This is a genomic window from Clostridium sp., assembly GCF_036660475.1.
Lineage (GTDB): Bacteria > Bacillota > Clostridia > Clostridiales > Clostridiaceae > Clostridium_J.
The window spans coordinates 108,572-120,996 of sequence record NZ_JAVXAO010000002.1 but is presented as its reverse complement, the minus strand read 5'-3'; the positions used below and the strand labels follow the sequence as shown (position 1 = coordinate 120,996).

The window sequence follows — 12,425 nt, the reverse complement described above, 5'->3', positions numbered from 1 at the left end:
AAAGTAAGTAGTATTTACTAATTAAAAACACTTAAAGAGGACAAGTTTAAATTGTCCTCTTTAAGTTATTATAAATATTTAATTTAAAATATATATTAAGTTTAGAAAGGTAAAAAGCTTATTATTCCTAAACTTAGGAAAAATAGTACTACCAATAAATTTATCCATTTGTATATAAATAATATTGCTATAAACTCTCTAATTAATGCATTAGGTAGAAAAAATAATGCAGTTGGTGCTCCAACACCTTGGGCTTTTAAATTAGCCTTCCTTGAATAAACGGAAGCTCTAAAAACATGAAAGTTATTTGTAACTATTACACAATTACATCTATTTGATTTTTTGCTTTTATCAATTATTTTTTTAGAAAATAATATGTTTTCATATGTATTAAGTGATTTATCCTCTAAAATTATAGATTTATCTTTAATATTTTGAGATAGTAAATAGTTTTTCATGGCAGAGGCTTCAGATACTAACTCATCAGCTCCTTTTCCACCAGAAACTATTATTTTAACTTCTTTGTTTTCAATAATTTTTGAATTATAAATCTCTATAGCTTTATCTAGTCTAGATTTTAGTAAAGGTGGAACTTTATCACCTATTAGCCCAGACCCAAGTACAATAATATAATCTACAGACATCTTAACAGGTAAGGTTTGATATATGTAAGAATATATTAAATAAATAAAAAATAAACTACAGAAGTATACGCCATTCAAAATAAATTGCAATAATAGAATTAAAGTTATACTGTTTAGCTTATATCCATAGAAAAGGTAAATTATGATTAGTGTAATAAGTAGCAATATGTACAGTCCCAGAATTAGTGATAATTTATTAGCAAATCGATTTCCTTCCTTTGTTTTCAGTATCTTACTATTAAAAATTAATAGAACGCCTCCAATAACTAATGTTAAGGGAATTAGTCCATAAAATAAAGCAAGAGATATAATTTGAAGAACTGTACTTTCTTCATAGCCTAAATTTAAAAGAAACAGAGATATACATCCAATGCCTACAGCTAAAAAAATTCCTGTATATAAAGTTCTCTTTTCTATGAACCAAAGAAATAGACCTATGATTAGTGAAAGTATGCTTATTATAAAAAGTGATACCATATTAGTCTCCTTATATAAACCTAATAAATAGTATTTTCTCACTAATTATTTTAATATATACATAAAGTGAATTTAAGAAATACTAGATATTAAGTAATAGCATAAAAAGATATTAATTTAAAGTAAGTATAATGCAAGGATAAGACATTTTTATAAATATAAGATTTCAATTTGTGATAATCAATTATTTATAAAGAAAACTAAAATAGGAGAATCTTTATTACTAAATCCAGTTGAAGGTTGACCATATACAAATCCAAAACCTCATTTTATTATTGAGAGTTTGGATGATAGAGAATTTTTAGGAGAATTTATTAGAAGAACTTATGAGGAATTACCAGTGCCCAAACCTAAAAAAAGCAATAAATAACTCCTTTATAAGTTCAAATTTGTAGTAAAGTTAAATTTCACAAAAATTAATGTTTATTTTTATAAAAATTTGATATAGTATAAATAAGAAAAGCTTAGTGCTTCGATACTAAGTAATCCTTAGAACAAAAGCAGATATCCAAATCTTTGATTTGTGATAGTCGCTTTTACAGCGTGCTTATTTTGTTTTAGGGATATTGGATTTAAATGAATATCAACAAAAAAGGATGCTAATCTTGCGAGGATGGAGCATCTTTTGTTTGTTTTTAATTTCTATATCAAGACCAATAAATTTTACTGAAATATTTAGATAATGAACAAAAAGATTATGTATCTAATTATATAAATAACAACAAAGCTATTTATAATTAAAGATATGTAATATAGGGGTATAAATTGGAAAACTATTCGCACTTAGGATAGTTACGGAGAATCCTATCATAAAGATTTTAATTTTAAAATTTTTGGAGGGCGTTGTGGTACTGATGATAAATATATTGAATAAATAGCAAAGATATTAGTAGTATAAGTAAGATTCTAAATCGGTGGTTTAGATAATACAACTTAACAGAATGGATGAATACAGCTAAAGAAAATAGTAATGTAACATATTCTTGAATTTTAAACGAACTTAAAATTTTGTAAGGAGTGATTAGTGTGACGTGTTCTAATAAAAAAGGTGTACCTACAATAGAAGAAGCAAAGATAATTTTAGAAGAGGCTGCAAAACTTAGTCCAGGTGGGTGGGTCAAGCATTCAATGTATGTTGCTGAGAGTGCAAAACTAATAGCAGAGCAGATAGATGATTTAGATTCAGAATTAGCATATGTCTTAGGGCTATTACATGATATTGGTAGAAGATGTGGTGTATATGGTATGAGGCATGGTATAGATGGATATAATTATGCAATTAATAAAGGATATGATTTAGTAGCAAGAACTTGTTTAAGCCATATAGGGTTTAAATATAATAACGAGGTTGTTATTGTAGGCAAATGGGATGGTACAATGGAAGAATATAATTTTGTAAAGGATTATTTATCTCATACAGAAGAAACAGATTATGATAAATTAATAAAATTATGTGATTACTTATCACTTCCAAGTGGATTTGTTTTAATTGAGAAAAGACTTGTAGATATTGCGTTAAGGGGAGGCATTAACGAATATACAATTCCAAGATGGGAATCAACTTTCGAGAATAAAAAGTATTTTGAGGATAAAATGGAAAAGTCAATTTACAGTTTGCTGCCTAATATAAGAGAGAATACATTTGATATATAATTTATAGATTTATTCTAGTGAGTATTTTGAGAAGTAACTTGTTGTTTCAAAGTGAAGATCAAAGGGGATAAGAGAAAAAGTTTACTCTAATACAGCTATAATATATGAAGACGTGGCTATATATGAAAGTATAAAAAAACGAATTAATATAATATTTTACTGTGGGTTAATGCAACTATTAAGAGCTATTAAGGAAGATATAAATGTATTATAGAAGAAATGTTGAAAACGGAGGATGATAAAATGAGAGAAGAATTCATTTATTTAAAAGGGTGTAAGGAAAATAATTTAAAGGATATATCTTTAGATATACCAAAAAGAAAGATAACAATTTTTACGGGGGTTTCTGGGTCAGGAAAATCATCAATTGTTTTTGAAACAATTGCAAAGGAAGCTCAACGTCAGTTGAATGAGACATTTAGTGCATTTATAAGAAACTTTTTACCTAAGTATGGAGATGTAAAAGCGGATCATATTGAGAATCTTTCTACACCAATTATTATTGACCAAAGTAGAATAGGTGGTAATTCTAGGTCAACTTTGGGCACTATTACCGATGTGAATTCTTTTCTTAGAGCATTGTATTCAAGGTTTGGAAGTGCATACATTGGGAAAGCAAATATGTTTTCTTTTAATGATATAAATGGTATGTGTCCAGAATGTGAGGGTCTTGGAAAAAAACTAGTTCCTAATATGGAAGAGATAGTTGATATTAATAAGGCCCTAAATGAAGGGGCAATATTACTTTCAGGATTTGGGATAGGTTCTTGGCATTGGAAGCTTTTTACTGAATCGGGGTTCTTTGATAATGATAAAAAGATATGTGATTATTCAGAAGAGGAGTTGCAAAAGTTCTTATATGGAGAGCCTGAAAAGATAAAGATTGATGAAGTTGGAACAATGAATTTAACTTATGAAGGATTAATAGTTAAGTTTAATAGACTTTATTTAAAGAAAGAAGGAGAGGTTTCAGAAGCAGCTAAAAAGAAGTTAAGCAAGCTACTTATTGAAGGTAAATGTGACATTTGTAAGGGGAGAAGACTTCATGAAAGGGTATATGGATGCTTAATTAATGGATATAATATTGCTGATTTAACTAGTATGCAAATTGATGAATTAGTTAAAGTGATACAAGATATAAAGGAGCCAGAAGCAGAGCCTTTAGTTAAAGGAATAGTGGAAAAGTTGAATAATATTATAGATATAGGGCTTGGGTACTTAACCTTAGATAGAGAGACTTCATCATTATCAGGGGGAGAATCTCAACGTATTAAGATGGTAAAACATCTGAATAGTAATCTTGTAGATTTAATGTATATATTTGATGAACCTAGTATAGGCCTCCATCCAAGAGATGTTCATAAGCTAAATAATCTTTTAAAAAAATTAAGAGATAAAGGTAATACAGTAATTGTTGTTGAACATGATCCTGACGTGATTAAAATTGCCGACCATATTATTGATGTTGGACCACTAGCAGGAAGACATGGTGGAGAAATAGTATATCAGGGTAACTATGAAAATTTGCTTATATCGGGTACTTTAACAGGTGATGCTCTAAAAAAATCTCTTACAATTAAAAAAAATATAAGAAATCATAATGGGTATCTAAAAGCTGTTAATTGCAATAAAAATAATTTGAAAAATATTTCAGTTAATATACCTAAAGATGTTTTAACGGTGGTAACCGGTGTTGCTGGGTCAGGTAAAAGCACATTAATTAAACAGGAGTTTTTAAAACAAAACAAAGAAGCTGTACTAATAGATCAAAGCCCTGTAGGAGCAAATTCAAGATCAAGTTTAGTCACATACAGTGGAATCATGGATAATATAAGAAAAGCTTTTGCGAAAGAAAATGATGTTAGTCCATCGCTATTTAGTTCAAATTCAGAAGGGGCTTGTGAAAATTGTAAAGGTAGTGGAGTAATAGAGACAAACCTTGCATTTATGGAAAATATAAAAAGTACTTGTGATGTTTGTGAAGGGAAAAAGTTTAAAAAAGAAGTATTGGAATATAAGTTTCATGAGAAAAATATAATTGAAATTCTTGATATGACGGTTGTAGAGGCTATTGAATTCTTTAATCTAAAAGCAGTTAAAACAAAGCTACAGGCTATTGATGATATGGGAATTGGGTACTTAACATTAGGTCAAACATTAGATACATTATCAGGTGGTGAATGTCAAAGATTAAAGCTAGCAAGTGAATTACATAAAGAAAGTTCGGTGTATATTATGGATGAACCAACGACAGGACTTCATATGGCCGATATTGAAAAATTCATTAACATAGTAGAAAGTATTGTAGATAATGGAAATACTGTCATTATTGTTGAACACAATATCGATGTAATTAAAAGAGCAGATTGGATTATTGACCTTGGACCAGATGGAGGAACTAAAGGTGGAGAAATAATATTTGAAGGAACGCCTCAAAAGTTACAAGGATGCAAGGCATCGTTAACGGCTAAATATCTATAGGTAAATCAATATAGTTGCTAAAAAATATAAAAATATATTTAATCTAAACTGTTTTCATAGTTCACATTAAACAAGGAAATATCTAAAGGTGGAAGGAAGCTATTAGATTATGTGGTAAATCCTATTAATTATGCATAAAAAATTGAAAAATTTATTAAAAGTCAGATAGAAGAATAATCTATCTGACTTTTTCGCATTGGAGATAGTTAGGGAGAAGCCACATATTATATGTTATATCCTGATTCTTTAAGATTTCTTTTTATACCTTCACTAAGGCATTCTAACTCATCCTTCTTAAATTTATTTTTAGAGTAAGCCTGAGCTAGATTGAAAATTCCAAGACTTCTAAGGGTTTCAAGTCTTTCTTCAGTGTTTCTAGTTTGGAATAAATTCTCCTTTTCACTATACCACTCCTTTAGCTCCTGTTCTGTAGGAATATTATAGGAATTATAGTGTACTACAGCCTTCAATGGTAATCGATCTAAAAGCTTTCCTTCATGTTTTGGATAACCTAAGCAAAGCATCCCTGAGGGGAAAGTATATTCAGGGTTATCTATAATTTTCTTTACATCCATAGAAGTTACATCTCCATTGTAATATGTGCCAAGACCTAAACTTTCTGCGGCGACTACAATATTTTGAAGGCAGATTAGAGCATCCCAATTGTTCATGAAAAATCCGTGGGCTGTATTTACAGGTATTTCATTTTCTTCAAATGTAGTAAGCCATTTTTGGGTTCTGTAGGCATCAGCTAATGCTATTATTACAAGTGGTACATTATATACGCCTAAAGCTTTTAGCTTATCAGGGTCATCAATTACAACTAATGCATAGCCTTGCAAATTACCTGCATTAGCAGCTCTAACCCCTGCTTCTAATATCTCATTCAAAATTTCTTGATCAATTTTCTTTTTATCAAAAGTCCTTATAGATCTATGATTTTTTAAAGATTTAATTACTTCATTACTCATAGAAGTCCCCCTTTTTTACTATGTAACTAAAGTATAACAATGAAGCCCTTTAATTAACAGTCTTATAATTATGTTGATTTTATGGTATAATATTACTATAAAATGAAGTCGGTAAGATATGTTTAATGGGGTTAACAAGGGGGAAGTTATGAATATAGAAAAGAAAATTATTGGTGAATATATAGATTTAGGTGATAATATAAAGCTGCTTTATCAAGTGCCGGAGGTGTTTTCTAAATATCATGTTGTTTATCATGGTCAAAAATATGGTCATTACTATTTTAGAAGTTCTCAAGAGACTCTCTTAGAGAAAGCAAAATATCTAGATTCGGGGTACTTTATTTTTAAAGATGATAAAATTGTAGGTGGAGTTTTTTTGAAGCCAAATTCTATGAGTGATTTATTTGTTGTGCCACCCTACGTGGATTACATGTATTTAGCTGATAAGCTATTAAAGTATTTAAAAACTATCTCAATAAAAGAAGAGAAAATATTAATTAATCAAGTTGTGGAAGATTACCTGCCATTCTATAAAAGTAGAGGTTGTGAACTCTTTGAAGATGGATTTTGGATGATTAGACCAACAGAACATATGAATTGTATTGTTCCAGATAAGTATGAAGTTAAACCTGTGCTTGACCAGTATAAGAGTGGAATAGCAGATTTGATAATAGAAGCATACTTAGCTAATCCAAGTATAAAATCAGTTCATAGTAAAGAAACCTATATAAGTCATGTAGAGGAGGCTATTGAGTACAGTAAGCAGAACGATGCACTTTACAATAGTTCAAGAGTAGTGATTTGTAAAGATACCAAGGAAGTGGTAGGTTCATGCTTACATATGGAGTATGAAGGATTTCCACTAATTATGAGTTTCACCGTTAAGCCAAAACATCAAGGTAAGGGCATTGGAAGCTACTTAATTAAAAATTCAATTAGCTGTTCAAGTATTCTCTACCCTGCTACTAGGTTATATGTTTATAATAATAACCCAGCAATGAAAATTTATGAATATATGGGATTCATAAAAAATAAAACACTAAATGATATGTATTTGATTTTTGATTAAATGTAGTTGAAGGGTTTATATGAAGAAAATTATCAATAAGATATAGAAAATAAAAATAGTAGAGAGTAAAGATATTATAAATAAAGATTAAATTTATAGGGGGCAATCTATAATGAGAGCAGAAATTAACCTTATTACAATTTGGACAAATGATATAGATAGGATGAAGAATTTTTATAATAAAGTGCTTGGATTTAAGATTAAAAATGACCTTGGAAATTATGTTGAGTTTGAAAATAGTGGAGTGAGATTCGCTATCTGCATGAGGGAAGTTATGTACAATTACAGTAATGAATATGAAAAAAATGTATGTGGGCAGGCTTTTGAACTTGCTTTTCCGTGTGAAAATTCAGGTGATGTGGACAAGTCATTCAAAGAATTAGTCGCAATGGGAGCGACACCTATCCACGAACCACAAGATATGCCATGGAACCAAAGAACAGCATTATTTGCTGACCCAGATGGGAACATACATGAAATTTTTGCAGAGATTAGATAAAATAAAATATGAGAAGGGACAAAGAATATGGATATAGCAGTATTATCAGATGTACATGGAAATTATATTGCATTGAAGCGTTGCATTGAATATGCATTTTCACGAGGTATTAGTACATTTATATTTTTGGGTGATTATATTGGCGAATTAGCATACCCTGAAAGAACAATGCAGATATTATATAATCTTAATGAAAGATATCAATGTTATTTTATCAAGGGAAATAAGGAAGATTATTGGATTAATTACCGTGATGGTGGTGAAAAAGGTTGGAAAGATAAAAATTCTGCCAGTGGAGCACTGTTGTATGCATATAAATTACTTACATCCAAAGATTTGGATTTCTTTGAACAATTGCAACCAGTTCGAGAGATAGCAGTGGGTGATATGCCATCAATCACTATTTGTCATGGTTCACCCTATAAGACAAATGAAAAAATGTTACCAGATGATGATAGAACTATAGAAATAATGAACAGTATAAAATCATCAATCATCTTATGTGGTCATTCCCATATACAAAGAAAGATTGTACATAACGAGAAATCTGTTTTAAATCCTGGGTCTGTTGGTATACCTATTTTTAGTGAAGGGAAGACGCAGTTTTTGATATTGCATGGAAATGGTGTGGTATGGTCAGAAGAATTTATCAGTCTTGAGTATGACGTGGATAGAGTCATTAAAGATATGCATGAAGTTAAGATTGATGAACATGCACCTTACTGGAGCCTGGTAACTGAAAATATATTGCGAGGAGGGAATATAACTCATAGTAAAATTATAATAAGAGCTATGGAGTTATGTAGAGAAGAAACTGGTGATTGTGTGTGGCCTGATATTTCTGAAAAATGTTGGGCTAAGGCTGTAAATGAATTAATAGGATTATATAAGAAGGAGATATAATACATGGATAAAGTAATAAAGTTAATAATACTAAGAGGTAATTCGGGAAGTGGTAAAACTACAATAGGTAAGGCATTACAAAAGAAATTAGGGCATGGTACAATGTTAATTTCACAAGATGTTGTTAGAAGAGAAATATTATTTGTGAAAGATGGACCTGATACAGAATCAAGACAATTATTAAAGGAACTTGTACTGTATGGGAAAAAACATTGTAGTATTGTAATTTTAGAGGGTATCTTGAATTCAAAGTGGTATAGAGAATTATTTGAGAATTTACATTATGAATTTGATAATCAAATTTTTGCATATTACTTTGATATACCCTTTGAAGAAACATTAAATCGTCATAAACAAAAGCCTAATACTCATGAATTTGGAGAAAAGGAAATGAGGAAATGGTGGAATGAAAAAGATTTATTAGGTATCATTCCTGAGGCATTTATACATAAAGAATTAGGGGTAGATGAAATAGTGGATATGATCTATCAGGATATTATAAAATGAAAATCAAAATGATTTTATAGTAAGTGGTGGAACAAACACCGTCATGTAAAGATATGGTATTATCACAATCTCGTTATTGAGAATGTATTTACAGATAACCCATAGCTGCCTTTAACAGCTATGGGCACTAAAGTTATACATGTATCTTCATTATTCGACTTTTGAAATAAAAGGAATATGAATAATTACTTTTAATATAATTCCAATTATTAAGAAGCTCATAGGTATAAGTAAAGTATAGCTATCAAATAAATACCCAAATAATTTTAAGCCAATTAATCTTGATATAGTTATAAATAAACTTTCAATGGCTACATATCTGCCAAGCAAATTTGATGGAATTGAAGTTTGATAAAAAGTTCCATAGAAAACATCCCAAAAGGCATTCCCAAAGCGAAATATGAATATTATCATACTGAAAAATATAGTTATGATAATGAAATGATTATTTAATAAACTAATAAAAATTTTGCTTGCTAATGGAATTAAAAAAATACAGGATGAAAGTGAAATTGTAAGAACAATTTTAATGCACTTATCAATATCATATCTTTTTTTAGCCATAAACACAGCAAATATGGAAAGAATAGATCCAAACGCTGCAGCACTTTGAACAGTTCCATAAATTAGCTGAGTACCACCTAATATCTCAACAATTATATAAGGAAATCCAACAAAGATAAATGGAATTATGACTACATTTGTTATAATATTATTACTTACCAATGAAATAATTCCTTTATTAATAAATAAAACTTTAAATCCTTCAGCAATGTCTTTAAAAAAACAAGAGGTTTTATTAAGGGGTTTAGTTAAAGGTATTTCTATGAATATTTCAGAGAATGATGAGATTAAGAAAGTTAGTCCATCCAGTAATAACATTACCTTAAAACCTACTAGGTTAAGTAGAAGTGCACCTAATAATGGAGCAAAGATACTGGTTATTCTTCCGATAGTGCGTTTAACTGCGATAGCCTCAGGTAATTCATTTTTTGTAACGATGGAAGGAAGAATGGTTGTAAATGCTGGGTCAAAAAAAACTTCACAAGCTGAAAGAAATATAACCATAATATACATAATTTCAATGTTTAAATTTAATGATAGTGAAAAGATGAATAATGAAATTTCAAATACACCTCTAATTAAATCACCAAATATTATTAAATTTTTCCTATTAACTCTATCCGTAATGGTACCTGCTATAGGCCCTAAAATTAAGTTTGGTATCATACCTAATGCAATAATTGAAGCGAATTTGCCTGCAGAGCCAGTTATTTGAAAAACGTATAAAGCGGTAGCGAAGTGTAAAATATTGGTGCCCAAAGAAGAAGTAGATTGTCCAAAGAGAAAGAGTAAAAAATTTCTGTTTTTAAATATCATAGAATTCATAAATACCTCCATACATGTGATAGGTATATTGTATTGAAAATTACAGCCTAATATAAGACTGTTTTTTACATTTTTTACATGATATAATATAAATATAGGGAAGGTGAAGTAGAAATTACATACAGTAGGATAATAGGGGATGTTAAGAATGGATGTTAAAGGTATTGATCCATGGGAATTATTACAAAAGAAAATCACATGGGAACAGCTAAAATACATACATAATAAAAAGGTGTTGGATTTTGGAAGTGGTAATGGAATTACGGCTGATCATTTTGCTATAAATAATGAGGTTATAGCAATTGAACCAGATGAAAAGATGCTTCAGGGGAGATTTGCAGAAAATCATTATAAACAAATAAATGGAGATATCAGTGAACTTAAGAATTTTGACGATGAATCATTTGATGTGATATTATGCCATAATGTTTTAGAATATGCAGAGGAAAGAGAAGAAATTATAAAAGAATTTTCAAGAATATTAAAGAGAAAAGGTTGTCTTTCTATTTTAAAACATAATAGGGCTGGAAGAGTTATGCAGATGGTAGTATTACTTAACAACTTTGACCATGCAATAGAATTGCTGGAGGGGCAAAGTGGACATGCTGAGCACTTTGGGGATATTAATTGCTATGAAGGTGAAGATCTATTAAAATGGTCGGATAAATTTGAAGTAAAAAAAGAGCTAGGAATCAGAGTGTTTTGGCATTTGCAGCAGAATCAAGATATACAAAATGATGAGGTATGGCAACAGAAGATGATAGATATGGAATTAAAGGTAAGTGAAATAGCGGAATATAAGGGGATAGCCATGTTTCATCATATTGTATTAAGAAAAATGTAAATAAAAATAATAATCCAACATACTATAAAATTTCATATTCAGTACATTTAAATAGAATACACAAAATATAAATAAGTATATCTTTGGCATTAGAGTACGACAACTACAGATATAGAGCATTAAGTATTATAGAACAAACAAGGTGGTATACAAATGAAGGTAAGTAAAAAAAGTATTAGCACATGGGATAAGGTAGCTCCTAACTTTGGTAAAATAGGTCCAAAATATTGGGGTGATTTTGGTGATAAATTGATTGAATTTTCAAGCATTAGCAATGGGGCAACAGTGCTGGATATAGGAATGGGAAGAGGAGCTTCATTATTTCCTGCAATAGATAAGGTGGGTAAAGATGGATATGTTATAGGGATTGATAGTTCAGAAGTGATGGTAAATGAAACCCATAAGGATATTTTATATAGAAATCTATGTAATGCAGAAGTAAAAAATATGAATGCTCAACATTTAGATTTTGAAGAAAACTATTTTGATAATATAATTTGTGGATTTGGAATTGGATATCTTTTGATGAGCGAAGATAAATTAAATGGCGTTATGAGGATATTAAAAAGTGGAGGACAAGCAGGATTCAGTATATGGGGAGTACAAGAAGATCAAAAGTGGTTAACTGATATAATTAATAAGTATATTTCACCAGTTAAGCAAGATGAAAATCGTAGAAACTCAGATATACCTAGGTTTAATACCGTAGAGGATATAATGAAAATATTTAGTGATTTAGGATTTGTAAATATTAAAGTACATGAAGAGAATTCTGAGGTTATATATAAAGATAAGGAAGAATGGTGGCAAGAAATGTGGACAAATGCTGTTAGAGGCATATTTGAACAGATAGAAGACTTAGGTTTAGCTGTTTTTGAAGAGTTTAAAAAAGATATATTCAATGGACTTGAAAGGTTCAATAGAGGTGAGGGATTTCACTTTAATATGCCAGTAATATATGCTTTTGGTGAAAAACAATTTTAAATAT

General features: G+C 29.7%; 11 protein-coding genes. 8 read left to right on the top strand and 3 right to left on the bottom strand.

Annotated features, from left to right (window positions below; all coding sequences use genetic code 11):
• Window positions 1–101: 101 nt before the first annotated feature.
• A complete protein-coding gene (locus RSA29_RS03475; protein ID WP_346942225.1) occupies window positions 102–1,121 on the bottom strand; it encodes a YdcF family protein in 1,020 nt (339 codons plus the stop codon).
• A gap of 1,026 nt (window positions 1,122–2,147) precedes the next feature.
• Between RSA29_RS03475 and RSA29_RS03470 the strand changes: the two genes are divergently transcribed.
• Window positions 2,148–2,774 (top strand): HD domain-containing protein, encoded by a 627-nt coding sequence (locus RSA29_RS03470; RefSeq protein WP_346942224.1) that lies wholly within the window; start codon window positions 2,148–2,150, stop codon window positions 2,772–2,774.
• 243 nt (window positions 2,775–3,017) lie between these two features.
• A complete protein-coding gene (locus tag RSA29_RS03465) occupies window positions 3,018–5,255 on the top strand; it encodes an excinuclease ABC subunit UvrA (RefSeq protein ID WP_346942223.1) in 2,238 nt (745 codons plus the stop codon).
• Window positions 5,256–5,479: 224 nt separating this feature from the next.
• Here RSA29_RS03465 and RSA29_RS03460 read toward each other — a convergent pair whose 3' ends face one another.
• The gene (locus RSA29_RS03460) at window positions 5,480–6,226 is read right to left on the bottom strand and encodes a nitroreductase family protein (RefSeq protein ID WP_346942222.1); all 747 of its coding nucleotides are present in this window, start codon (window positions 6,224–6,226) and stop codon (window positions 5,480–5,482) included.
• A 148-nt stretch (window positions 6,227–6,374) separates the two neighbouring features.
• On the opposite strand from RSA29_RS03460, the gene RSA29_RS03455 reads away from it, so the two are divergent.
• The 4 genes from RSA29_RS03455 to RSA29_RS03440 all read left to right on the top strand — a co-directional run bounded on the left by RSA29_RS03455 (window position 6,375) and on the right by RSA29_RS03440 (window position 9,204).
• On the top strand, window positions 6,375–7,295 hold the full coding sequence (locus tag RSA29_RS03455) for a GNAT family N-acetyltransferase (protein WP_346942221.1): 921 nt from the start codon (window positions 6,375–6,377) through the stop codon (window positions 7,293–7,295).
• Window positions 7,296–7,407: 112 nt separating this feature from the next.
• A complete protein-coding gene (locus tag RSA29_RS03450; RefSeq protein ID WP_346942220.1) occupies window positions 7,408–7,794 on the top strand; it encodes a VOC family protein in 387 nt (128 codons plus the stop codon).
• Between the two features lie 27 nt (window positions 7,795–7,821).
• Entirely contained in the window at window positions 7,822–8,697 is an 876-nt protein-coding gene (locus RSA29_RS03445) for a metallophosphoesterase family protein (protein ID WP_346942219.1), read from the top strand.
• A gap of 3 nt (window positions 8,698–8,700) precedes the next feature.
• Window positions 8,701–9,204 carry a kinase gene (locus RSA29_RS03440; RefSeq protein WP_346942218.1) on the top strand — a complete coding sequence of 168 codons (504 nt, stop codon included), beginning with the start codon at window positions 8,701–8,703 and terminating at the stop codon, window positions 9,202–9,204.
• Window positions 9,205–9,354: 150 nt separating this feature from the next.
• On the opposite strand, the gene RSA29_RS03435 is transcribed toward RSA29_RS03440, so the two are convergent.
• Window positions 9,355–10,584 carry an MFS transporter gene (locus tag RSA29_RS03435; protein ID WP_346944347.1) on the bottom strand — a complete coding sequence of 410 codons (1,230 nt, stop codon included), beginning with the start codon at window positions 10,582–10,584 and terminating at the stop codon, window positions 9,355–9,357.
• A 157-nt stretch (window positions 10,585–10,741) separates the two neighbouring features.
• Here RSA29_RS03435 and RSA29_RS03430 point away from each other — a divergent pair, with 157 nt between their 5' ends.
• Together RSA29_RS03430 and RSA29_RS03425 are read left to right on the top strand one after the other, a co-directional pair.
• Window positions 10,742–11,437 (top strand): methyltransferase domain-containing protein, encoded by a 696-nt coding sequence (locus RSA29_RS03430; protein WP_346942216.1) that lies wholly within the window; start codon window positions 10,742–10,744, stop codon window positions 11,435–11,437.
• Between the two features lie 153 nt (window positions 11,438–11,590).
• Window positions 11,591–12,421 carry a methyltransferase domain-containing protein gene (locus RSA29_RS03425; RefSeq protein ID WP_346942215.1) on the top strand — a complete coding sequence of 277 codons (831 nt, stop codon included), beginning with the start codon at window positions 11,591–11,593 and terminating at the stop codon, window positions 12,419–12,421.
• The last annotated feature ends 4 nt before the right edge of the window (window positions 12,422–12,425 follow it).

Excerpts from the sequence above, each read along its gene's own strand:
- RSA29_RS03455 (WP_346942221.1), top strand. The coding sequence starts at position 6,375 with ATGAATATAGAAAAGAAAATTATTGGTGAATATATAGATTTAGGTGAT.
- RSA29_RS03450 (WP_346942220.1), top strand. The coding sequence starts at position 7,408 with ATGAGAGCAGAAATTAACCTTATTACAATTTGGACAAATGATATAGAT.
- RSA29_RS03460 (WP_346942222.1), bottom strand. The coding sequence starts at position 6,226 with ATGAGTAATGAAGTAATTAAATCTTTAAAAAATCATAGATCTATAAGG.
- RSA29_RS03445 (WP_346942219.1), top strand. The coding sequence starts at position 7,822 with ATGGATATAGCAGTATTATCAGATGTACATGGAAATTATATTGCATTG.
- RSA29_RS03430 (WP_346942216.1), top strand. The coding sequence starts at position 10,742 with ATGGATGTTAAAGGTATTGATCCATGGGAATTATTACAAAAGAAAATC.
- RSA29_RS03475 (WP_346942225.1), bottom strand. The coding sequence starts at position 1,121 with ATGGTATCACTTTTTATAATAAGCATACTTTCACTAATCATAGGTCTA.
- RSA29_RS03440 (WP_346942218.1), top strand. The coding sequence starts at position 8,701 with ATGGATAAAGTAATAAAGTTAATAATACTAAGAGGTAATTCGGGAAGT.
- RSA29_RS03425 (WP_346942215.1), top strand. The coding sequence starts at position 11,591 with ATGAAGGTAAGTAAAAAAAGTATTAGCACATGGGATAAGGTAGCTCCT.
- RSA29_RS03435 (WP_346944347.1), bottom strand. The coding sequence starts at position 10,584 with ATGATATTTAAAAACAGAAATTTTTTACTCTTTCTCTTTGGACAATCT.
- RSA29_RS03465 (WP_346942223.1), top strand. The coding sequence starts at position 3,018 with ATGAGAGAAGAATTCATTTATTTAAAAGGGTGTAAGGAAAATAATTTA.